The following is a 20539-nucleotide window of genomic DNA, read 5'->3' on the forward strand; positions in this document are numbered from 1 at the left end:
GGCGGGCTGTTTCGGGGCCGCACCAGGGGAGGGGACAGACCACGCATTCGTGACAGGTGGGATGGCGCGACACGTCTTTGGCAGCGGTAACCTGTGGACGCCTGTATGGCGTGCCCGGCACAGACCTCCTCCGAGATGCGGTCGTGGGACCGGGCGCGGTCCGTGACATCCCCCGGTCGCCCGGACACGCTCCCCCGCCTCGTTGTACGTGCGGGGTGGACCGCGTACGTCGACCGGTGCGCGCAGGCGAGTACGAGCACGCCTGTCCGGCACACCACGGACCGGACGAGACATCAACCCTTGGAGGTGGCGGTGGCGTCAAGGGCGCTGGCCGTCTGGGAGCACCGGAAGGTCGTCGGCCTCCTGGTCCGGCGCGACCTGAAGGTCAAGTACCAGCAGTCCGTACTGGGGTACGCGTGGACGATGTTGGAGCCTCTGGCTCTGACGATGGTCTACTTCTTCGTTTTCGGCGTCATCCTCGACGCCACCCGGGGTATGCCGGATGACGCGAAGGCACAGGGCGGCTTCCTGCTGTTCCTCGTGGCCGGGATCCTGCCGTGGAACACCTTCGGGGCGATCCTGTCCGAAGCGCCGCGCGCGATGATCACGCACGCCAAACTGATCACCACCATGAAGGTGCCCAGGGAGATCTTCCCCACCGCCACCGTCGGCACGAAGCTCATCGAGTACCTGCTCACCTGGCCGGTGCTGATCGTCTTCGTGATCGCCCTCGGCGGCAGGCCCTCGTGGGAGGGCCTGCTCGTCTGGCTGCCGCTGGCCATCGTGTTGCAGTTCGTGTTCGGGCTCGGCCTCACCCTGTTCCTCTCCGCGGTCAACGTGCTGCTGCGCGACGTGGAGCGCTTGGTGCGCATCGCCTCGCGCCTGCTGTTCTACGGTTCGGCGATCCTCTTCCCGGCCACGCTGGTGCTCACCGCCGACGCCGTTCCGGATTGGGCCAAGACGCTGTACCAGCTCAACCCGTTGCTGGGTATCTTCGAGATGCACCGCGCCGTGTGGTTCGCGGGCTTCGAGGAACTAACCCCGACCACTCTCGCGTTGGTTTCATCGGTGGTCGGTTCGATTCTGATGCTGATCATCGGATACTGGACGTTCCGCCGTCTGGAGATGTCCGTCCTGAAGGAGTTGTGATGGCGCAGACGACCTACGGCGCCGGGCTCACCACCGGGCCGGTCATCGAGGCGAAGGGGCTCGGTGTCAAGTTCGCCGTGAACCGCCGCCGCAAGCGCAGCCTGCGCGAGATGTTCATCCACGGCACCAAGCGCGATCCCAACGCCGAGGGCGACGAGTTCTGGCCGCTGCGCGACGTGACGTTCGATGTCGGCCGGGGCGAGTGCGTCGGCATCGTCGGAAAGAACGGCACCGGCAAGTCGACCCTGCTCAAGATGATCGCCGGGGTACTCCTCCCCGACGAGGGCGAGGTGCACGTCCACGGCAAGGTCGCGCCGCTGTTGGAGCTGCGCGCCGGCTTCAACGACAACCTCACGGGGCGCGAGAACGTGTACCTGGTCGGTTCCCTGCACGGGATGACCGAGAAGCAGATCGACGAGCGCTTCGAGGAGATCATCGACTTCGCCGAGATCAAGTCGAAGTTCGTGGACACCCCGGTGCGCCACTACTCCAGCGGGATGAAGGTGCGGCTCGGCTTCGCGCTGATCTCCCAGCTGGAGCACCCGATCATGCTGGTCGACGAGGTGCTCGCGGTGGGGGACAAGGCATTCAAGCGCAAGTGCTACGAGGCCATCGACCGGATGCTGGCCAACCAGCGCACGATGGTGCTGGTGTCGCACAACGAGAGCGACCTGCGCCGGTTCTGCAACCGGGGCCTGTACGTCAAGGGCGGCAGCCTCGCCCTGGACACCGACATCGACGCCGCGCTCGCCGCCTACAACGAGGACACCAAGGCGGAGATCGCTGAGCGCAAGAAGCGCGACGCGGACAAGAAGAAGCGTGAGGAACAGGCCAAGGAGCAGACGGAGCGGGGCAAGGACGGCACCGACGGCAACGACGGCGGCCAGGCCGCCTGAGCGGGCCTTTCCCACCGGCCCGCCCCCGTTCCGGGCACGGACGGGGCGGTCCCCCGTCCCGGCCCCGGCCGCCCGGGCCTTTCGATGTGCGCACCGCCGGAGGATTCCGGCGGTGCGCGCTTCCTGTGCCCGCACCCGTCCGCAAAGGTCCCGTACCCCCTCCGCCAAGGCAGAACGGCCGTATACGCGTGTCAGTGGTTGAATGACTACACAACGTGAGAAACGGTGTCCCTCAGCAGAACTGGGGAGGGCACGTCCATGGCCGACTGCGGCACGGTGGCGCGGCTGACCGCGCGGATGCTGGAAGGCAGACATGTCACTCGGGCCGGGATGGCCCGGATCGGGGTCCTGGCGGCGGTCGGTGCGGCGGTCTGGTTCTCCCGGGCCGACACGGTCGGCGGTCTGGCGGGGTCGGCGTTCCTGGGCGCGGTCCTGTTCTGCGACGCGGTCCGCGACCGCATGCGCGCGCACGGCCGCGACGCCCTCACCCTGTGGCTCGTGGCGATGCTGTCGCGGTTGCGCGAATACGCGGTCCACCTCGGGCTGGCGGCCGGCGCCGTGGCCGCCGGGACCAGCGGCGCGTGGGGGTGGGCGGCGGGAGCCCTCATCGCACTGGCCCTGCGGGACTCGCTTCTGGCCGCCGGACCAGCCCCAGGAGCTCCGGAGCCGGACTGGAACTCGAAACGTCCCGTATTCTCCCCCCAGAGGCGAACTGGCGGCCTCCTGGGGGCTCTCACGCCACAACCGACCCACGGGTCACGCGAGAGCGACCCCGAACTGACCTCGCGCCTGTTCGGCGCCACCGCGGTCACGGTCCTCGATGACGACGCCCCGGGAAACACGGCCACGTCTGGGACGGCGGAGGCCTCCGAACCCCGAGGGGCCGCTGGGGAAACGAGGGCGCGGACCGCGAAGGACAGGGAGAACAGGCCGGGAGGACACCCCGAACGCTCCACCGCGCTCGTGCCCGCACCGGCCTACAGCCTCCTCTCCTTCTCCCAGCCCACGCGTTTCCTGGCCATCGCGGTCACCGCCACGTTGTGGGACGCGCGCGTCGCCTTCGTCACCCTCATCGTCGGTTGCGCCGTCGCGGTCACCGCCCGACTCACCAACCCCGCCGGTCTCGGGGCGAACCAGTGAACGCGGGCAGCACGGGGCCTGGCGGGGCACAGGCCCGGGGGCGGATCGACCCCGTCCTCCCCGACCTGAGGATCCTCCGCGACGACGGCCCTCTCTCAGCCCTGCTCGGCAGAGCCGCCCCGGGGGCGGTACCGCCACTGCTTCCCGCGCTCACGGGCGCCCTGGTCGTCGGGACGCTCCTCGCGGCAGACCACGGACGGCTGGCAGGCATTACCCTGTTCGCACCGGTCGCTGCCCTGCTACTGTCCGGACTGGCCTCTGGCCACCCCCACGACGGACGGTTCGACTGGCTCGTGCCACCCGTTCTGCGCTTCACCGAGTACGGATACCTGGCGGTCCTGGGGCTGGCGTCCGGCGTACCAGGTCCCCTGGTGTTCGTACTCTTGATGGTGGTCGCCTGCCACCACCGCGACGCCGTGACACGCTCCGCGGCCGGCGCGGCCCGGGCGGCGAGCGTGCGCGCTGCGGCTCTGGGCTGGGAAGGCCGCATGCTCGTCATCGCGGTCGGGGGCGCGTTCCACGCGCTCACACCCGCCTACGGCATACTCGCTGGATACCTGGCGGCCCTGCTCGTCCGCGAGGCCGTGCGTACCTGGAGTGCGACACCGGTGGCCGACGTGCGCGTCAGCGCCACCCCCGGCGACAGCGGCCGGGCCGACCACGGGACCACCAGGACAGGCCACGCAGACGGGGGCCGACCGGCCGCCGGAACGAACGGGGAGGCGTGAGAGCCTTCCCGACCTAAGGAGGAACACACCCTCATGCTCGGAATGGTTCTCGCCGCAGGCGCGGGGCGCCGTCTACGTCCCTATACCGACACTCTGCCCAAGGCACTGGTGCCCGTTGACGGTGAGACGACCATCATGGACATCTCACTGCGCAACCTGGCGGCGGCCGGGCTCACCGACGTCGTCGTCGTGGTCGGCTACCGTGCCGAGGCGGTCGAGGCGCGCAAGGAGGCCCTTGAGGAGCGCCACGGAGTCAAGCTCACCCTCAGCTACAACGACAAGGCCGAGGAGTGGAACAACGCCTACTCCCTGTGGACCGCGCGCGAGTTCTTCTCCGAGGGCGTCCTCCTGGTAAACGGTGACACGGTTCACCCCGTGAGCGTCGAGGAAACGCTACTCGCCGCACGGGGACCGGAACTCCTCCTCGCGGTGGACAACGTGAAAACCCTCGCTGACGAGGAGATGAAGGTGACCCTGGACGGGGAGGGCCACCTGCGCAGCATCACCAAGCTCATGGACCCGGCCGCCGCGGCGGGCGAGTACATCGGCGCCACCCTCATCGAGGGCTCCCTGGACGCCCGTCTCGCCGACGCCCTCAAGGCCACCTGGGAGCGCGACCCGCAGCTGTACTACGAGGACGGCTACCAGGAGCTGGTCAACCGCGGAGAGAAGGTCGCCGCGGCGCCCATCGGCGAGGTGGACTGGGTCGAGGTCGACGACCACGACGATCTGGCCAAGGCGAGGGAGATCGCATGCCACTACTAGCCCGCATGCTTCCCTCCCCGCTGTCGATCGACGTCCGGCGGGGGGCCGTCTCCTCCCTGGGGACGTTGCTCGCCGACCGGAGGATCGCCACCGAGGGCCGCATCGCCGTGGCCGTGGGTCCGGGCCAGGGCGCGCAGATCGCCGCCGAGCTGGATCTGCCCCACTGCGAGGTCTTCCAGGTGGAGGAGGGCACCGTCGACGCCGCCACCGAGCTGGGCAAGAAGCTCCGCTCCGGTGCCTACGAGGCGGTCGCCGGGATCGGCGGCGGCAAGACCATCGACGTCACCAAGTTCGCCGCGACCATGGCGGGCATCCCCATGGTGGCCGTGGCCACGAACCTGGCGCACGACGGCATCGCCTCCCCGGTCAGCTCCCTGGAGCACGAGGGCGGCAAGCCGTCCATCGGCGTGACCATGCCCCTCGCCGTGGTCATCGACGTCGACTACGTCCAGGCTGCCCCCTCCCACCTGGTCCGGTCCGGTGTCGGCGACGTGATCAGCAACATCTCCGCCATCGAGGACTGGGAGCTGGCGGGCCGGGTGAACGGCGAGCCGGTGGACGGTATGTCCGTCACCTTCGCCAGGGTCGCGGCCGAGGCCGTACTGCACCGGCCCGACTCGGTGGAGTCCGACGCCTTCCTCACGGTGCTCGCCGAGGGCCTGGTGCTCTCGGGCATGGCCATGTCGGTGGCCGGGTCCAGCCGCCCGGCCAGCGGCGCGTGCCACGAGATCCTGCACGCGGTCACCCAGCTCTACCCGGGCACCAGCAACCACGGCGAGCTCGCCGGGATGGGCGCGCTGTACGCGTCCTTCCTGCGAATGCGCCACATGGACTGGCCGGAGGCGCGGATGCGCGAGATCCGCGACTGCCTGGTTCGCCACGGGCTGCCCATCGTGCCCTCCGACGTCGGACTCGACGGCGCGGAGTTCGCACGGGCGGTGGCCCACGCGCCGGACACCCGTCCGGGCCGATTCACCATCCTGGAACACCTCAACCTCTCCGAGGACGAGATCGGACGGAGCGTCAAGGACTATGTCGAAGCCGTCGGTCACTGAGGTCCGCGCGGGTGGCCAGCCCGCCGGTATCAAGGAGAGAACGAACGAGGAGCACTGGGCGGGCCGCCTCTACATGCGCGACCTGTCCCCGTACCTGACCACGTTCTTCGTCCGGCTCGGCGTCCCCCCGAACCCGATCACCTACCTGATGATGGTGTTCGGCGTTCTGGCCGGGGTCGTGGTCGCCTTCGGCGGCCTGTGGTCGGCGATCGTGGCGGCGCTGTTCGTGCAGGTGTACCTGCTGTTGGACTGCTCCGACGGCGAGGTGGCCCGTTACACCGGCCGCACCAGTGTGGCCGGCATCTACCTGGACCGGATCGGCCACTACGTATCCGAGATCGCGCTTCTGATCGGACTGGGCCTGCGCGCCCAGGGCGAGTGGGAAGCGGGCGGCTGGGTCATCCTGGGGATGGCCGCCGCTATCGGCGTCGCGCTGATCAAGGCCGAGACCGACAACGTCGTGGTGGCGCGCGCCAAGGCGGGGCTGCCGGAGAAGGTCTCGGACGAGGCGATGCGTCCGCGTTCGTCCGGTCTGAGCCTGGCCCGGCGCGCGGCCTCCGCGCTCAGGGTCCACCGCCTCATCCAGGCGGTGGAACTGTCCCTGATCGTCGTGGTGGCGGCCGTCGTGGACGCCTTCCTCGGCGACCTGACGGCTACCAGGATCCTCGTGGCGGCGTGCGCCGCCGTGGGCGCGCTGATGAGCTTCGCGCACTTCGTGAGCGTGCTCGCCTCTCGGCGCCTCGAATAGTTTTCCGATGACACGGATAACGCGCCAGTGACGTTGGCGTCATATACGGGGCCGTGCAGGTTACCCTGTTTACGGCCCCGTACACCTTCTATTTATTCTTTCGTTAGTCTGTTTCTGCGAGCGTTGGCATGTGTCAACCTTCCAGCAACATGTCGTCCACTGAACGGTCGCAAGCATGGCCACACCCGTGACTCCGTCCTCGTCGAGCTCCGGAAACCCTGAGTCCGAGAACTCCTCCCGGGCGCCCGGTGAGGAGCACCCCCGAGCGTCCAGAGCCGAACGGAGCCGTTCCCAGGTGTCCGCGCCAACCCTGTCCTGCATCCTGCTCACGATGGGCAACCGCCCAGCCGAACTGCGCAGGGCGATCACCAGCGTGTTCGAACAGGAGGACGCGGACGTCGAGGTCGTGGTGGTCAGTAACGGCGCGGACCTGCCGAAGCTGCCCGAGGGCGTCACGCAGGTGCGCCTGCCGGAGAACGTGGGCATCCCCGAGGGGCGCAACCGAGGGGTACGGGCGACCAGGGGCGACATCATCCTGTTCCTGGACGACGACGGCTGGTACCGCTCCACGGACCTGGCCCGCCACGTGCGCGAGCGCTTCGCCGCCGACCCGTCGCTGGGCGCCCTGTCCTTCCGGATCGCCGACCCCGACGGCGGCCCCGACCAGCGCCGCCACGTGCCGCGCCTGCGTGTGGGGGACTCCCGCAAGTCGAGCGCGGTGACCACGTTCCTGGGCGGGGCGTGCGCGATCCGCCGTACCGCCTTCGAGACCGGGGGCGGTCTGCCCGGCGACTTCTTCTACGCCCACGAGGAGACCGACCTCGCCTGGCGGATCATGGACGCCGGTTACCGGATCGAGTACGACGCCGACGCGGTGATGTACCACCCGGCGGTGGCGCCGACCCGGCACGAGAACTTCTACCGGCTCAACGCCCGCAACCGGGTGTGGCTGGCCCGGCGCAACCTGCCGTGGCTCCTCGCCCTGGCCTACCTGGCCACCTGGATGGGGCTGACCGTGCTGCGGGAGCGGGACCGGACCGCGCTGCGCTCCTGGTTCGCCGGTTTCCGCGATGGTTGGCGTGAGAACGCCGGCCCGCGCACCCCGATCCGCTGGTCGACCGCCTGGCGGATGACCCGGGCCGGCCGCCCGCCCATCATCTGACCGATCCCGTCACTCCGCCCCGGGAGCAGACATGATCTCCTTGCCCACCGTCGCCATCCTCCTCCTGGCAGCCCTGCTGGCGGTCGGCGTCGTGGCCGCCGCCGAGCAGCTCGTGGGGCACCCGCCCGGGATCCCGGTGGCCGTTCGCGGCGACGGAAGGGCCGGACCGGGAGACCCGGCGGCAGGAGCCGTCGGGACGGGAGAGGGGCCGGGCACCGTTCATGGGCCGAAGGCCGCTCTGTGATTGACGGTCATGACGGGCCGAACACGGACACGGCGCCTTGACCGCCCCGGGTCCGCTCGGCGGTCACTGACCGCCGACGGTGGGACGGGCGCGCCGTTCGGCGACTACACCATCACCGTCGCCCCTCGGCGACGGCAGCGTGTCCCCCGCCTCGCTGTAGCCGCTGCGGCACCTGGCGAACGCTCCCCGGGGCCGGTGCCGGCCGGCGTGCGCCGTGGTTTTCTCGCACCGCGGCCAGGAGCGGGTCGACCTCGGCGGCGACCTGTCCGGCGGCTACGACACCACCTACGGCCCCCGGCGCGGCGGTGGTACCCGGACGCGTCCTGGTCCTTCGGCGCAGCCGTCCCGTCCGCACCGCAGGAGATCCGCGCGTCCGGCGAGCGGCTGGTGGGCGCGGACCTGAAGCCGGCCGCCTCGCCGTCGTCGTGCTTGATCCTCACGGCAATCCCCTTGGAGGAGCCGGTCACCGCCCCCGGAGCTGACCGGCCCCACCAGCCAGCGCGACGGGCGCCTACACAGAAGCCGCCCTGCCGATGGTTAATTGTTGCTGTTTGACAATAGTTGCTCTTGTCGGCATTGTTTGTGACTGGGGCGCCTGCTCCGGCAGACGGGCGCGGCCCCGGGCGGCGCGGGGAGGCGGAAACCCCTTCGCGAGCGATGCCGGGCTGCCCGTCCGACTCGTGTGCCAGCGGTCTCAGGCCGTACGGAAGGTCGGCTGTCCGGAACCACCGGAGCGCGTGTCGGAGTGGCCCGCCGCCTCGCTGAAGGACACGAGTCCTTCCAGGAGCATCGCCCGCTTCTTCGGGGGCATGCGGGCGATGACCTCGTGGAGCTCCGCCTCCCTGCGGGCCCTGAGGTCACGCAGGAAGGATCGGCCGCTCTCGCTGAGCCAGAGCCTCAGCTCCCGTCGGCTGTTCGGGCTCGCGGTCCGACTGACGAAGCCGACCGCCTGGAGGCGGTCGCACAACCTGCTCACGGATGGGGGGGTGGATCCCAGGCGGTCGGTCACGGTTCGCAGGTTTACGCCGTCCTCTTCCTCCAGGACGAAGAGGACCTTGAGTTGCGAGGGAGAGACCGGGGAGGAAGCGACCTCACGCCCACGTCCCCAGAGCACTTCCATCAGCTCGGTGAGGGCGGAGGCGGCACGGGCCGTCTCAGCTGTCTGCTCCTGCGATTCAGGACTCACTTCCCACTCTCACAAGTCATTTCTGTGAGTCATACCCGGCCGTGACCGGTTATCGGGTATCTCTACGACCATAACGGAACACCCTGTTCCATGCCCGCTGACCGTACCCGTGCCGGTGCGCGGGCATTCCCACCAGGCACAGAAAATGCAGGTCGACACAGTGAACAGATCCGAGGCCGTAGCGCGGGCCCTGCGCGGGGCCGCACCCCACGGGCTCCTGGCGGTCCTGCGCGAGGCACTCGCGGAGAACTACGGGGCGGTGTCCGCCGAACTCCTCCTCGCCGACTACGGGCTCAAGGTACTCTGCCACGTCTCCGAGCGGCTGGGCGAGTGCACCGAGGACTTCTCCGTCTTCAACAGTGTCGTGGGAAGGGTCTTCGGCTCCCAGGAGAGCTTCGTCGAGGACGATCCCGAGTCCGCTGTCACGGCCGCCCACCTCCCGGTGAGCGCGCGCGGTGACCGGTTGGGCGTCCTCACCGTCGAACTGAAGGCGGGCGATCCCTCCAAGCAGATGCTCGACGACCTGGCGCACGTCGCCAACGCGCTCGGCCACGAGATCCTCGTGGCCGAACGCGACACCGACCTCTACCGGTCGGTCCGTCGCAGGGACCGCCTCACCCTGGCCGCCGAGATGCAGTGGGACCTGCTTCCCGGACGTGCCTACGAGTGCCCCGAGTACAGTCTCGGCGCCCAGCTCGAACCCGCCTACGCCGTACGCGGCGACAACTTCGACTGGTCCGCCGAGCGGGACCGGCTCAACCTCAGCATCACCAACGGCATGGGCGCGGGCATCGACGCCTCGCTCCTCTCCAACCTAGCGGTCAACGCCCTGCGCAACGCGCGCCGAGGAGGGCTGCCGCTCGCCGACCAGGTCGCCCTCGCGGACAAGGCCGTCTACGCCCAGCACGGGGGCGAGTGCTACCTGGACGTCCTCTCCCTCGGCTTCGACCTCGACACGGGTACGGTGGAGGCGGTCGACGCCGGCTCGCCCCGCCTCTACGTCCTGCGGAACGACCAGGTGGACCAGGTGCCCTTCGAGGCACAGCTCCCCCTGGGAATGGCCGAGGACACGGTGTACACCGCGCAGAGCTTCGGTGTCGAACCCGGTGACCGGCTGGTCTTCGTCAGCGACGGGGTGTTCGACGCCCCGGGCAACTCGGAGAAGGAGACCTTCGGGGACAGGGCGCTGGCCCGGGCGGTCCTGGCCACCAGGCTGCTGCCCGCCGTCTCCGTCCCCCAGGAGGTCCTGCGCCACCTGTCCGCGTACCAGGGCGGGCGGGACGCGACCGACGACGCGCTCGTGGTCTGCCTCGACTGGCGGGGGAGGGAACGGAGGTGAACGCCGCTGATCCAGCGTGCCGGCTGGTCGCCGGGGTCTTCGGCACGTGCCGTGTTCCGTCCGCCCGGCGGACCACCGGCGGTCGTCTGGTAGTTAATTGTCAGGCGGCAAAGAACGCACGCGGTGCACCTTCGCGATGACACCGAGCTACCACGGGGGAGATGTATGACTGACGGAGCAACCGGGCCCGCCCGGGCGAGTACGGAAGCCGTGGCGGACCTCCTCCGGCGCCGCAGGGAGCAACTCGCCCAGCGGTGGGCGGACCTTTCGTTCTTCCAGGCCGTGTTCACGGTCACTCGGGACGAGGCCGTCGAGGCCTGCCACGCGGTCGTGGACTCCCTCGCCACCGTCGCCGGGAGCGGACGTGTCGACGACCTGGATGCGGCCGGCTTCCAACCCATCCGGGAACAGCTCATAGCGATGACCGCCTCGCGTTCGAGATCGGGCCTGTCCACGGGCCAGGTGGACCGCGAGGTCGGGGCCCTGCGCGAGGCAGCACTGGAACTGCTGGCGGCGGACACCCCCGGGCCCGTGGACGAGGAGGCCTGTGAGATCCGCATGCAGCTCGTCACGCTGTTCGCGACCCTCCGGGTCATGGTCCTCGACACCCTGCTCCAGGAGAACCAGGAGATCGTCTCCCGCCAGCGCCAGCAGCTGCTGGAGATGGCGACCCCGGTCATCAAGCTCTGGGACCGCCTCGTCGCGGTGCCGCTCATCGGCATGCTCGACAGCGCTCGCAGCCAGGTGGTGATGGAGAACCTTCTGGAAGCCATCGTCGAACACAAGGCCACCATCGCCATCCTCGACATCACCGGTGTGTCGACAGTGGACTCGCTCGTCGCGCACCACCTCCTGAAGACCGTCGCCTCGGCACGGCTCATGGGGGCGGAGTGCGTGATCTCCGGCATCCGGCCCGCCATCGCCCAGACCATCGTTCAACTCGGACTCGACCTGAGTTCGGTCACCACCCGTGCCAGCCTCGCCGACGCGCTGGAGTGGGCCATGGAACGCAGGGAGAGCAGGGAACTGCCCACGCGAGGAAACTCCTGAGAGCCGATTGGACAGGCACGTGACTAGCCCTTCCACCATCCCCGTCCTCGACCTCGGCGGACTGCTGCTCGTCAGTATCCAGGGCGAGCTTCCCGACGACTCGGCCGTCGCCCTCCAGGAGGACGTCACAGCCGCGGTGGCGAACACCGGTTCGCGCGGGCTCATCATCGACATCAGCACGCTCGACATGGTCGACTCCTTCCTCGCGCGCGTCCTCGCGGAGGTCGCGGAGTCCTCGCTCCTCCTCGCGGCCAGGACCGTGCTGGTCGGTATGCGTCCGGCGGTGGCCATCACCCTGGTCGAGCTGGGTCTGACCCTGCCGGGCATGGACACGGCCCGCACGGTCACCGAGGCGGCGGCCAGCTTCGGGGTCACCATAGAGCAGACGGGGCAGCCGCGACGGGGGATGTCGTGAGCCGGCCTGCCCAAGAGCCGCCGGCACACGTGCCTATCCGCAAGGACACCGACATGACGGCGGTTCGTCAGCAGGTGCGCGCCCTGGCGCAGCGGACCGGGTTCGGCCTGGTCCAGCAGACCAAGCTGGTAACCGCCGCCAGCGAGCTGGCCCGCAACACCCTCCTGCACGGCGGCGGGGGAACCGCGGAGATCCGCGTCGTCCACGGCCAGACGGGCCAGGGGGTGTCGGTGAGCTTCGTTGACTCCGGCCCCGGCATCCCTGATGTGGACCTCGCACTGAGCGACGGCTACTCCACGGTGGGCGGCCTGGGTATGGGGTTGGGCGGCTCCAAGCGCCTGGTGCAGGAATTCGTGATCGAAAGCGGCCCCGAAGGCGGGACGAGGGTCACGGTCACCTCGTGGGCCGATCCGTACCCCGCGAGGCAAGGGGTCTGAGTGACCAGAGTCTGGGAACTGACGGTCCGTGACGCCACGCGTGTGCCCGAGACCGCCAGGGTCGCGGGTGAAGCGGCGCGCAGTCTCGGCCTCGACGACGCCAGGACGGCCGCCGCGGTCCTCACCGCCTCCGAGCTGGCGACCAACATGTGCAGGTACGCGGGAGGGGGACGCTTCGTGGCCGAGGCCGCCCGGGAGCCCTGGGGAACGGCCCAAGCCCTGCAGATACTCGCGCTGGACCACGGCCCGGGCATCCCCGACGTCCCCAGGGCCATGGAGGACGGCTTCTCCACCGAGGACTCCCTGGGCACCGGGTTGGGAGCCTGCGCGCGGGCCGCCGACTTCTTCGAGCTCCAGAGCAGCCCGGGAAGGGGCACGGCCGCCGTGGCCCGGTTCGCCCGGTCCGATGACCGCTCCCGCTTCGACACCCGGTTCGCGACCGGCGGGGTGCACATACCGCTGAGCGGCCACAAGCGCTCCGGGGACGCCTTGGCCTTCCGCAGCGGCGCGGGACGCCGCACGGTCATGCTCGCGGACGGGCTCGGGCACGGAGACGCCGCCGCGGAGGCCTCCACCCTGGCGGCGCGCTTCGTCCTGAACAACGGGGGAGAGGCCCCCGAGGCGCTGTTGAGGGGGCTGCACGGCTCCCTGCGCCGCACACGGGGCGCGGCCGTAGCGATCGCCGACATCGACGAGTCCAGGCACCGCCTCACCTTCTGCGGCGTCGGTAACATCGGTGCCCGCCTGTACGGCGGCGGGCGCTGGGGAACGCTGATCTCCCGTCCCGGGATCGTGGGGGCCTTCAGCCTGCGCACGCCGCTGCCGGCCCGGCACGAGTGGGAGGCGGGGGACATGCTCGTGTTGCACAGTGACGGACTGCCGAGCCGATGGACGCCTCGGGGCGTCGAGCGCCTGCGCGACCTCGACGCGGGGCTCATCGCCGGGACGGTGTACCGGGACGCGGGCAGCGCCGCACGCCTGCCGAGGGACGACACCGCCATCGCGGTGGTCACGCACACCGTACGCTCTGACGGGAGGGGATGATGGTGGAACCGCTGTTCGACCTCCCGTGCCACGGCATGGTCGACGTGGCGCTGGCACGGGCGGCCATGGCACGCGTGCTCGACTCGGCACGCATCTCGGACGAGGCCGGGCTGGAGTTCCTCGACAACGCCTCCTCGCGCGCGCTGCGGGAGGTCGAGAGGGCGGGGACGGCCTCGCTGGTGGTGGAGTCGGCCGAGGACGGGCTCGCCCTGAGGGCCGCGGTCCGCGACGGATCCGGTACGGAACGCTGGTCGTCCACGCTCACCCTCTCCGAACCCCTGACGGAGGCGGCCGAGGAGCCCCGGGCACCGCGTCGGGACCTCGAGCTGCTCTCGGCGGAGCTCCTGCGCACCTCCAACCGGGCCGGGGCGGTGGCCGCTGTGTCGAGTGAGCGCGCACGTGACCTGGAGTGGCACCAGCGCGAGCTGGAGGAGACCAACCTGGGCGTGCTCGCGCTGCACGCCGAGCTCGCCGAGGCCAGCGACGGGCAGAGGAGGCTCCTGGCGGCCGAACGGGCGGCCCGGGACGAGGCGGAGGCCTCGCGCAACAGGCTGACGTTCCTCTCCACGGCCAGTGCCAGGCTGATGACCTCCCTGAGCCAGACGGAGATCTTCTCCCGACTTCGGGACCTCCTCGTGCCCCGATACGCCGACTCGGTCGAGGTGTGGCTCCTCGGGGAGGGCGGAGAGCTGTGCTCCTCCGACGCGTCCGAAGCCGAACCGCCGGGGGCGGTGCTCCTGTCCGTGGCCCGGCGGAGGCCGACGGACGCCTTGGCGGATCAGGGTCAGCTGGCCCTGCCGCTGCTCACGGGTACCGACCTCATCGGTGTGATGCTGTTGCGGCGCGGGAGCGCGGTGGACCCCGACGACGAGGTCGTGCTGGTCGAGTTCTCACACAGGGTCGCGGCGTCGCTGGACAACGCGCGCCGCTTCGAGCGTGAGCGCGACACGGCCGCCGCCTTGCAGCGAGCGATGCTCACCGAACTGCCCAGCACCCCGGGGATGGAGCTGACCGCCCGCTATCTCCCGGCCATGCGGGGCATGAACGTGGGCGGTGACTGGTACGACGTCTTTCCCCTGGATGAGGGCGAGTTCATCGGCGTGGTGGGAGACGTCACCGGACACGGCATCCACGCCGCGGTGATGATGGGCCAGTTGCGGACGGCCCTGCGCGCGTACGCCATGGAGGAGCGGAGTCCGGCCGTGCTGATGGAACGCCTGCACCGGCTCCTGGGCCGTCTCGAACCCGACCTGTTCGCGACCGCCGTCATCGTGCGCTTTCGCCCGGGGGACCAGCGGATGGTGATGGCCAACGCGGGCCACCCGCCGCCGCTGTGGCGGGACGGTACGGGCAGGACCCGGGCGGTGGAGCTTCCCCCCGGTGGAATGCTGGGCCTGCCGGTGGAACTGTCCTACACCGACGAGACGGTCGAGCTGCCGCCGGGCTCGGCCCTGCTGCTGTACACCGACGGCCTCGTGGAGCGGCGCGGGGAGTCCATCGACGACGGGATCGCCCGGCTGTTGGAGGGCTTCGGCGGGCCGCCCTACTGGGAGAGCGGCCCCGAGAAGGCGGCGGACGACCTGCTGGACTCCATGATCAAGCACCAGGACTGCGACGACGACGTGTGCCTGCTGGTCTTCCTCGCCGGAGAGAGGCCGGGCACGGCCGGTTGAGGCCCGGGGCGGGATCCTCCCTCCCCGAAGGGCCGGGCACGCCAGAGGCCGGGCACCCGGCGGTGCCCGGCCCCGGTGGGCCGGTCTCCTGGCGGACCAGGTCCCGGCGCATCAGATCTCGGTGAAGACCTCGTCGTGCTCCAGGCGCGGCAGGCGGTCGAACCACGCGTCCGGGCCCGGCTTGCCCACGTTCATGACCACGAGCGGACGCAGCGAGGAGTCCTCACCGAAGAACTCCCGGCGGACGCCCTCGGCGTCGAAGCCGCTCATCGGTCCGGCGGCCAGCCCCGCGGCCCGTACGCCCATGATCAGGTAGCCGATCTGAAGGAGCGCGTTCTGGTCGGCCGCGGTCGCGCGGTCCTCGACGGGCATCCCGGCGAAGTCGTCCCGGGCGTTGGGTGCGACCGGGAAGGTCTTCGGGAAGTGCTCGTGGAAGTCGGTGTCCGCGGACAGGACCAGCGTCAGCGGGGCCGTCAGGGTCTTCGGGGCGTTGTTGCCCGCCATGTGCGGCACGAGGCGCTCTCGGGCCTGGCGGGACCGCACCACGGTGACCCGCAGGGGCTGGTTGTTCATGGCGGTGGGCCCGTACCTGACCAGTTCGTGGATGGCGCGCACCTGCTCCTCGGTCACCGGCTCGTCGGTGAAGCTGTTGGCGGTGCGGGCGTCGCGGAACAGAAGGTCCTGGGCCACCTTGTCGAGAACCAGCGTGTCAGTCATGTCTTTCCTCGTCCTGCTCGTGGTGCGGCGGGGCCGGATGAGCTCCGGCACGGTCGACAACACCTCTCGCTGAGGAAGATATTTCTTAAGAACCCAAATGTGGATTCAATCACCAACGGATGTGCGCTGGTGCTGGCGGCCCCTCTGACGTGGCACGACGGGGGCCGGTCCGGTCGCCTCGTCCACCCATGCCTCCAGCCGCTTGACGAACATCCGTGCCTGGACCGGCCAGTGGAAGGACGTCCGCGCGATCCTGTGCCCCGTGCGCGCCATACTCCGGCGCAGACCCTCGTCCTGGCGCAGCCGCAGCACGGCCTCCGCCGACGCCGACACGTCGCCGAACGGCACGACCAGGCCAGCCGGCCCCTCCGGACGGCCGGTCACCAGGTCCTGCGCCATGGGGTTGGGCGTGGTCACCACCGGGAGGCCGTGCGCCATGTACTCCACGACCTTGGTCGGCATCGAGTGCCGGTAGTTCGGGGTGTCGTGCAGCAGGCTCAGCCCCGCCGCGGCACCGGCGCAGATCCGCAGCGCCCGGTCGTTGGGTACGAACCCGTACCAGTGCAGGGCCCCCTCGCGCTGGGCCTCGCGCAGCAGCGGCCGCACACCGACGTCGGCGCCGCCGATCACCTCCAGGCGCATCCCGTGCGGGCGCAGCATGCGGCCCAGTGCCACCAGTTCGCGCGCGCCGCGTGCCTCCGACACCTGGCCCAGGTACACCACCCGGTCCTTGCCCGGATCGCGCGACGGGGCCTCCGGGACCTCGGTGGTGTTGGGCACCACCGGGTGTGCGCAGCGGAACCTGGAACGATACCCCTCCTCAGCCAGCAGCAGCCGCATCCGGCGCTCCGCGCGCCGCTCGAAGGAGCGCACCACCGCGCCCAGCGGGCGCCGCAGGGGTACGGGCACCCATGCCTTGGTGAGCAGGGCGGCCGCCGTGTCCTCGTGCACGTCCCACACCGTCACCGGACGGTTGGAGGGCAGGGCCAGCAGGAGTTCGGGGTCGTGGAAGAGCAGCAGGTCGGCCTGCGGAGCCTGTTCGGCGAGCACCGCCCGTGCGACGCGCAGAGAAGCCAGCCGCTCGCGTCCGGAGGCGCGTGGCACGTCCACCGAGCGCAGTTCCTTCCACGGGGTCACACCGCACTCGCGGAACGGTGCCACGTAGGTCACCGTGTGTCCGGCGTCCAGCAGGGCGCGGATCTGGCGATGCAGGATCCGGGCGTCCTCAGGGTGGTGCACAACCGTGGCCACAAGCGCGTGCATCGAGTTCACCTACCTGTGTTGCCATGTGGGCAATTTGTGGCGATCTACGATGATCATCCACTTTTGGGAAGCCGTATGGGCCTTCCGACACGGTATTCACTGGGGAAGTCGCTCCGAGGAAAGCCCGGTGGCCGGTCAGAGTGCAGCAGATGAACCTTTGGTCAGGGAAGCGTAAACACGAAAAGGCACGCCGGTGGACACCACGGGTGTCCGGATCGGCGTGCCGGTTCGGGGCTGGTGTGCTCTCAGCTCACAGGACCTGTAGCCCCTCGCGTGGGGCGTGGCGGCGCACCTGGGGAGGAACTCCGGCCACGGAGTCGGTCTCGGGCTCGGGGCGGCGCAGCACACCCCGGGTGTCCAGAAGCAGCCGTGTGTACTCCTCCAACCGCTTGGGCCGGTACTCGCTGTGGTCAGTGAGCAGAACGGTCAGATCGGCGTCGGCCAGTGCCTGGTCAAGATCAGTGGACCGGGGCACGTCCGCCCCGTCCACCTGCCATGACTCCACGTGCGGGTCGTGGTATGTGAGCGTGGCGCCCTTGGCGGCCAGCTTGCGCGCGACCGGCCGGGCCGGAGACTCACGCTGGTCAGCGATGTCGGCCTTGTAGGTCACGCCCAGCAGCAGCACCTTGGACCGCGACAGCGCCAGACCGGCGTCGTTGAGCAGCTCCTGCGCCCGCTGGATGACGTAGGAGGGCATCCGGCCGTTGATCTCCTGGGCCAGCTCCACGAACCGGAACGGATACCCCAGGGTCTTGACCTTGTACGACAGGTAGTTCGGGTCGATGGGGATGCAGTGCCCGCCCACGCCCGGGCCCGGGTAGAAGGCCTGGAAGCCGAACGGCTTGGTGGCGGCCGCCGCGATGGAGTCCCACAGGTCGATGCCCAGTTCCTGGCAGAAGACGGCCATCTCGTTCACCAGGGCGATGTTGACGTGCCTGTAGGTGTTCTCCAGCAGCTTGGCCATCTCGGCCTCGCGTGTGCCGTGCGCACGCACCACCGTGTTCACGAAACGCGCGTAGAAGGCCGCCGCGGCCTCCCCGCACTCGATGGTGAGCCCGCCGACCACCTTGGGCGTGTTGACCACGCCGAAGGTCGGGTTGCCCGGGTCGATGCGCTCGGGCGAGAACGCCAGGTGGAAATCGGCGCCCGCGACCAGGCCGGACTCCTCCAGCAGCGGACAGACCACCTCGTCGGTGGTACCTGGGTAGGTGGTGGACTCCAGGATCACCAGGGTGCCCGGTTGCAGCTGCTTGGCGATCGAGGCGGCCGCCGAGGTGACCGCGCCCAGGTCCGGTCCGCCCTCGGGTGAGAGCGGTGTGGGTACACAGATCACGATGGTGCGCGCGGTGGACAGGCACGCCGGGTCCGTGGTCGCGGTGAAACCGCGGTCCAGCATCTCGTGGACGTCCTCCGAGGAAAGGTCGTCCACGTGCGACACCGCGTTGTTGAGCCCGTCGACGACGTGGCTGCTCACGTCGAGGCCGGTGACCTTCAGGCCCGCGGACACGGCCGCGGCCGCCAGCGGCAGGCCGACATAGCCAAGACCGAGGACGACGAGATCGCTGACCGCGCCGACGGGCTGCTCGGAAACAGGTGCTGGGTTGGAGGCTGCGGCATCCACTTTGTGGTCACACTCGCATTCATTTGGTGAACGGGCGTAAATAGCGGGGAGTGCCATTGCTCAGTGCGTTGGACGCCTGAGTGTAGGCAGGCGTTGTCCCCGATTACGGGTTCTGGCCTGGTTCGGTCATTTTTCGAATCAGAACCCGATACGCCTGGTTGTAGCGGTATGCGGCCTCGGTCCAGGTGCGGTCCGCGCCAACAAGGCTGCGACCTGCACGGCCGTAGGAAGCCCGCTTTTCATGACTGTAAGCGAGTTTTGTCAGGACATCGGCTAGACTTGCCGATTCGCCCGCAGGAATTAACTCCCCGGTCACTCCTGGTTCCACGATCTCTCGCAGTGCGGGAAGATCACTGGCGACCACGGGCAATCCGCCCGCCATAGCCTCTACGGGTTTGAGCGGGGTGACCAGACGACACACCCGCTCGTCACGACGGGGCACCGCGAACACGTCCAGCGCGGCGTGGTGGGCGCGGACCCGGTCGGCGGGAACCCGGCCGGGGAAGTGCGCGGCCCCCGCCAGTCCCAGGGAGTCGGCGCGGGAGCGCAGCGCGGGCAGCTCCGGTCCGCTCCCCACGACCAGGGCGTGGGCCGGCTCCCCGCGCTCGCGCATCAGTGCCACCGCATCCAACAGCACGTCCAGGCCCTCGTAGCCGAAGCAGCTGGTGGTGGTGCCCACCACGAACTCCCCGCGTTCGATCTCCAGCTCCCCGCGTACCCCGTCGCCCGGCGGCAGCGGTTCGAGGAAGGAGGCGTCCACCGCGTTGGGCACCACCAGCAGGCGTTCGCGCGCCACCCCACGCGCCTCGATGTCGGCGCGCATCGCCTCGCCCAGGGTCACCACCAGGTCGGCGGCCAGCATGCACTCGGTCTCGCTCGCGCGCTCGGCCTGGTAGAAGGCATCGTCCACGCTGCGGGAGGGGTCGCGGGACAGCCACGACTCCTCCAGGAAGCCCCGGACCTCGTACACCACCGGAAGGCCGAACCTGCGGCCCAGCTCCAGCGCCAGGCGGGCGTTGTGGTGGTTGCTCGCCGCGTGCAGCACATCCGGGCGCACCGCCTCCACCAGCTCCGACGCCATCCGCACCCCCACCTCAAGCTCCCGCCCGGGGCCGGCGGGCGCCGTCCACGGGAGCAACCGGTGGTAGGCGACACCGTCCAACCGCACCAGCGTGCGGGGGTCGGGTACGCCCTTGGTGAGCGGGTACCCCGCCCGCGTGGCCACGTGCACGTCCATCCCGGCCTCGCGCTGGGCGACCGCGATCCGGTGGGTGCGCTGCGTGTACCCGGCGTTGGTGTGCGGCAGCGCGTTGGTCACCAGGTGCAGTACCCGCAGCCCCGCCCCGGGCGCCGACGGGTCCTCGGCCACACGCCAACGTTCACCGGCGGGAGCCTCCGGTCGCCGAGCGTTCACCGTGTCGTCGGGTCGCGTTCGGGCATCGCGGGTTAACGTGATTCCGTGACGGTCAGGCGACGTGGACGGGGACGCGGAGACAGTGCGTCCCGTGGCCAGGGCCGTCCGGTACTCCGCGGCCTCCCGAAGGGCACCCTCCGGGAGCTGTTCGACCAGATCACGGGCGGTCTCCGCGTCTCCCGCCGCCAGGCAGGCCGCCACCAGGCGGCCCACCCGGCGGGGAGGGGCGCCGCTCGCCGCGGCGAGCACCGCCTCGCGGGCGTCACCGCGCCTGCCCTGGTCCCACAGGGCGTATGCGCGGGCCCTGCCGCCCGCACGTGCGGCCAGGGCGCGTACCGCTCGCCGCAGCGGACCGGGCGCCAACCGCAGCGCCAGCAGCGGCAGCCGGGCCGGATCGGACCGCAGGTGCTGCCAGGCCAACGACAGGGTGAACGTCACCGCCCGCGGCCAGCGGGTGCGTGGGCGCGGAACCTGGGATTCGGAAGTTTGGGTG

Annotated in this window: 20 protein-coding genes; 15 read left to right on the forward strand and 5 right to left on the reverse strand. The window is 70.2% G+C overall.

Features of this window, described 5'->3' with window-relative positions; all coding sequences use genetic code 11:
- The first annotated feature begins 300 nt into the window (after window positions 1-300).
- The 9 genes from AC0T5L_RS00760 to AC0T5L_RS00800 all read left to right on the forward strand — a co-directional run bounded on the left by AC0T5L_RS00760 (window position 301) and on the right by AC0T5L_RS00800 (window position 7887).
- A complete protein-coding gene (locus tag AC0T5L_RS00760; RefSeq protein ID WP_476163343.1) occupies window positions 301-1149 on the forward strand; it encodes an ABC transporter permease in 849 nt (282 codons plus the stop codon).
- On the forward strand, window positions 1149-2045 hold the full coding sequence (locus tag AC0T5L_RS00765) for an ABC transporter ATP-binding protein (RefSeq protein ID WP_476163344.1): 897 nt from the start codon (window positions 1149-1151) through the stop codon (window positions 2043-2045). Before AC0T5L_RS00760 ends, AC0T5L_RS00765 begins: the two co-directional genes overlap by 1 nt.
- A 258-nt stretch (window positions 2046-2303) precedes the next feature.
- Window positions 2304-3185, forward strand: coding sequence for a hypothetical protein (locus tag AC0T5L_RS00770; protein WP_476163345.1), 882 nt, complete (start codon window positions 2304-2306; stop codon window positions 3183-3185).
- Window positions 3182-3913 (forward strand): DUF5941 domain-containing protein, encoded by a 732-nt coding sequence (locus tag AC0T5L_RS00775; RefSeq protein WP_476163346.1) that lies wholly within the window; start codon window positions 3182-3184, stop codon window positions 3911-3913. The genes AC0T5L_RS00770 and AC0T5L_RS00775 overlap by 4 nt, the downstream gene beginning before the upstream one ends.
- 33 nt (window positions 3914-3946) lie before the next feature.
- The gene (locus AC0T5L_RS00780) at window positions 3947-4678 is read left to right on the forward strand and encodes a phosphocholine cytidylyltransferase family protein (RefSeq protein ID WP_476163347.1); all 732 of its coding nucleotides are present in this window, start codon (window positions 3947-3949) and stop codon (window positions 4676-4678) included.
- 5 nt (window positions 4679-4683) lie between these two features.
- Window positions 4684-5733, forward strand: a complete 1050-nt coding sequence (locus AC0T5L_RS00785; protein WP_476163418.1) for an iron-containing alcohol dehydrogenase family protein — start codon at window positions 4684-4686, stop codon at window positions 5731-5733.
- Entirely contained in the window at window positions 5711-6481 is a 771-nt protein-coding gene (locus tag AC0T5L_RS00790; RefSeq protein ID WP_476163348.1) for a CDP-alcohol phosphatidyltransferase family protein, read from the forward strand. The genes AC0T5L_RS00785 and AC0T5L_RS00790 overlap by 23 nt, the downstream gene beginning before the upstream one ends.
- Window positions 6482-6776: 295 nt before the next feature.
- On the forward strand, window positions 6777-7643 hold the full coding sequence (locus AC0T5L_RS00795) for a glycosyltransferase family 2 protein (protein WP_476163349.1): 867 nt from the start codon (window positions 6777-6779) through the stop codon (window positions 7641-7643).
- Window positions 7644-7674: 31 nt separating this feature from the next.
- A complete protein-coding gene (locus AC0T5L_RS00800; RefSeq protein ID WP_476163350.1) occupies window positions 7675-7887 on the forward strand; it encodes a hypothetical protein in 213 nt (70 codons plus the stop codon).
- Window positions 7888-8581: 694 nt separating this feature from the next.
- Here AC0T5L_RS00800 and AC0T5L_RS00805 read toward each other — a convergent pair.
- On the reverse strand, window positions 8582-9073 hold the full coding sequence (locus AC0T5L_RS00805) for a MarR family winged helix-turn-helix transcriptional regulator (protein WP_476163351.1): 492 nt from the start codon (window positions 9071-9073) through the stop codon (window positions 8582-8584).
- 160 nt (window positions 9074-9233) lie between these two features.
- Here AC0T5L_RS00805 and AC0T5L_RS00810 point away from each other — a divergent pair, with 160 nt between their 5' ends.
- From AC0T5L_RS00810 to AC0T5L_RS00835, 6 genes are all read left to right on the forward strand, one after another.
- On the forward strand, window positions 9234-10412 hold the full coding sequence (locus AC0T5L_RS00810; RefSeq protein WP_476163352.1) for a PP2C family protein-serine/threonine phosphatase: 1179 nt from the start codon (window positions 9234-9236) through the stop codon (window positions 10410-10412).
- 165 nt (window positions 10413-10577) lie between these two features.
- Window positions 10578-11462: an STAS domain-containing protein gene (locus AC0T5L_RS00815; protein WP_476163353.1), complete on the forward strand. Its 885-nt coding sequence runs from the start codon at window positions 10578-10580 to the stop codon at window positions 11460-11462.
- Window positions 11463-11481: 19 nt separating this feature from the next.
- On the forward strand, window positions 11482-11877 hold the full coding sequence (locus AC0T5L_RS00820; protein ID WP_476163354.1) for an STAS domain-containing protein: 396 nt from the start codon (window positions 11482-11484) through the stop codon (window positions 11875-11877).
- Between the two features lie 53 nt (window positions 11878-11930).
- Window positions 11931-12314 (forward strand): anti-sigma regulatory factor, encoded by a 384-nt coding sequence (locus AC0T5L_RS00825; RefSeq protein WP_476163355.1) that lies wholly within the window; start codon window positions 11931-11933, stop codon window positions 12312-12314.
- The gene (locus AC0T5L_RS00830) at window positions 12315-13358 is read left to right on the forward strand and encodes an ATP-binding SpoIIE family protein phosphatase (RefSeq protein WP_476163356.1); all 1044 of its coding nucleotides are present in this window, start codon (window positions 12315-12317) and stop codon (window positions 13356-13358) included.
- Window positions 13358-15031 (forward strand): PP2C family protein-serine/threonine phosphatase, encoded by a 1674-nt coding sequence (locus tag AC0T5L_RS00835; protein WP_476163357.1) that lies wholly within the window; start codon window positions 13358-13360, stop codon window positions 15029-15031. Before AC0T5L_RS00830 ends, AC0T5L_RS00835 begins: the two co-directional genes overlap by 1 nt.
- A gap of 111 nt (window positions 15032-15142) precedes the next feature.
- Here AC0T5L_RS00835 and AC0T5L_RS00840 read toward each other — a convergent pair whose 3' ends face one another.
- The 4 genes from AC0T5L_RS00840 to AC0T5L_RS00855 all read right to left on the reverse strand — a co-directional run bounded on the left by AC0T5L_RS00840 (window position 15143) and on the right by AC0T5L_RS00855 (window position 20484).
- Window positions 15143-15748 (reverse strand): malonic semialdehyde reductase, encoded by a 606-nt coding sequence (locus AC0T5L_RS00840; protein ID WP_476163358.1) that lies wholly within the window; start codon window positions 15746-15748, stop codon window positions 15143-15145.
- Window positions 15749-15853: 105 nt separating this feature from the next.
- Entirely contained in the window at window positions 15854-17011 is a 1158-nt protein-coding gene (locus tag AC0T5L_RS00845; protein ID WP_476163359.1) for a glycosyltransferase, read from the reverse strand.
- Between the two features lie 250 nt (window positions 17012-17261).
- Window positions 17262-18632 (reverse strand): nucleotide sugar dehydrogenase, encoded by a 1371-nt coding sequence (locus tag AC0T5L_RS00850; protein WP_476163360.1) that lies wholly within the window; start codon window positions 18630-18632, stop codon window positions 17262-17264.
- Window positions 18633-18735: 103 nt separating this feature from the next.
- Window positions 18736-20484, reverse strand: coding sequence for a glycosyltransferase family 4 protein (locus AC0T5L_RS00855; protein ID WP_476163361.1), 1749 nt, complete (start codon window positions 20482-20484; stop codon window positions 18736-18738).
- Window positions 20485-20539 lie beyond the last annotated feature (55 nt).

It is taken from the genome of Nocardiopsis sp. TRM 82005 (assembly GCF_056312425.1).

Bases quoted from the DNA above. Each gene is read 5' to 3' on its own strand.
- AC0T5L_RS00765 (WP_476163344.1), top strand. From the start codon at position 1,149: ATGGCGCAGACGACCTACGGCGCCGGGCTCACCACCGGGCCGGTCATC.
- AC0T5L_RS00770 (WP_476163345.1), top strand. From the start codon at position 2,304: ATGGCCGACTGCGGCACGGTGGCGCGGCTGACCGCGCGGATGCTGGAA.
- AC0T5L_RS00780 (WP_476163347.1), top strand. From the start codon at position 3,947: ATGCTCGGAATGGTTCTCGCCGCAGGCGCGGGGCGCCGTCTACGTCCC.
- AC0T5L_RS00785 (WP_476163418.1), top strand. From the start codon at position 4,684: ATGCTTCCCTCCCCGCTGTCGATCGACGTCCGGCGGGGGGCCGTCTCC.
- AC0T5L_RS00790 (WP_476163348.1), top strand. From the start codon at position 5,711: ATGTCGAAGCCGTCGGTCACTGAGGTCCGCGCGGGTGGCCAGCCCGCC.
- AC0T5L_RS00800 (WP_476163350.1), top strand. From the start codon at position 7,675: ATGATCTCCTTGCCCACCGTCGCCATCCTCCTCCTGGCAGCCCTGCTG.
- AC0T5L_RS00815 (WP_476163353.1), top strand. From the start codon at position 10,578: ATGACTGACGGAGCAACCGGGCCCGCCCGGGCGAGTACGGAAGCCGTG.
- AC0T5L_RS00825 (WP_476163355.1), top strand. From the start codon at position 11,931: ATGACGGCGGTTCGTCAGCAGGTGCGCGCCCTGGCGCAGCGGACCGGG.
- AC0T5L_RS00835 (WP_476163357.1), top strand. From the start codon at position 13,358: ATGGTGGAACCGCTGTTCGACCTCCCGTGCCACGGCATGGTCGACGTG.
- AC0T5L_RS00840 (WP_476163358.1), bottom strand. From the start codon at position 15,748: ATGACTGACACGCTGGTTCTCGACAAGGTGGCCCAGGACCTTCTGTTC.
- AC0T5L_RS00845 (WP_476163359.1), bottom strand. From the start codon at position 17,011: ATGCACGCGCTTGTGGCCACGGTTGTGCACCACCCTGAGGACGCCCGG.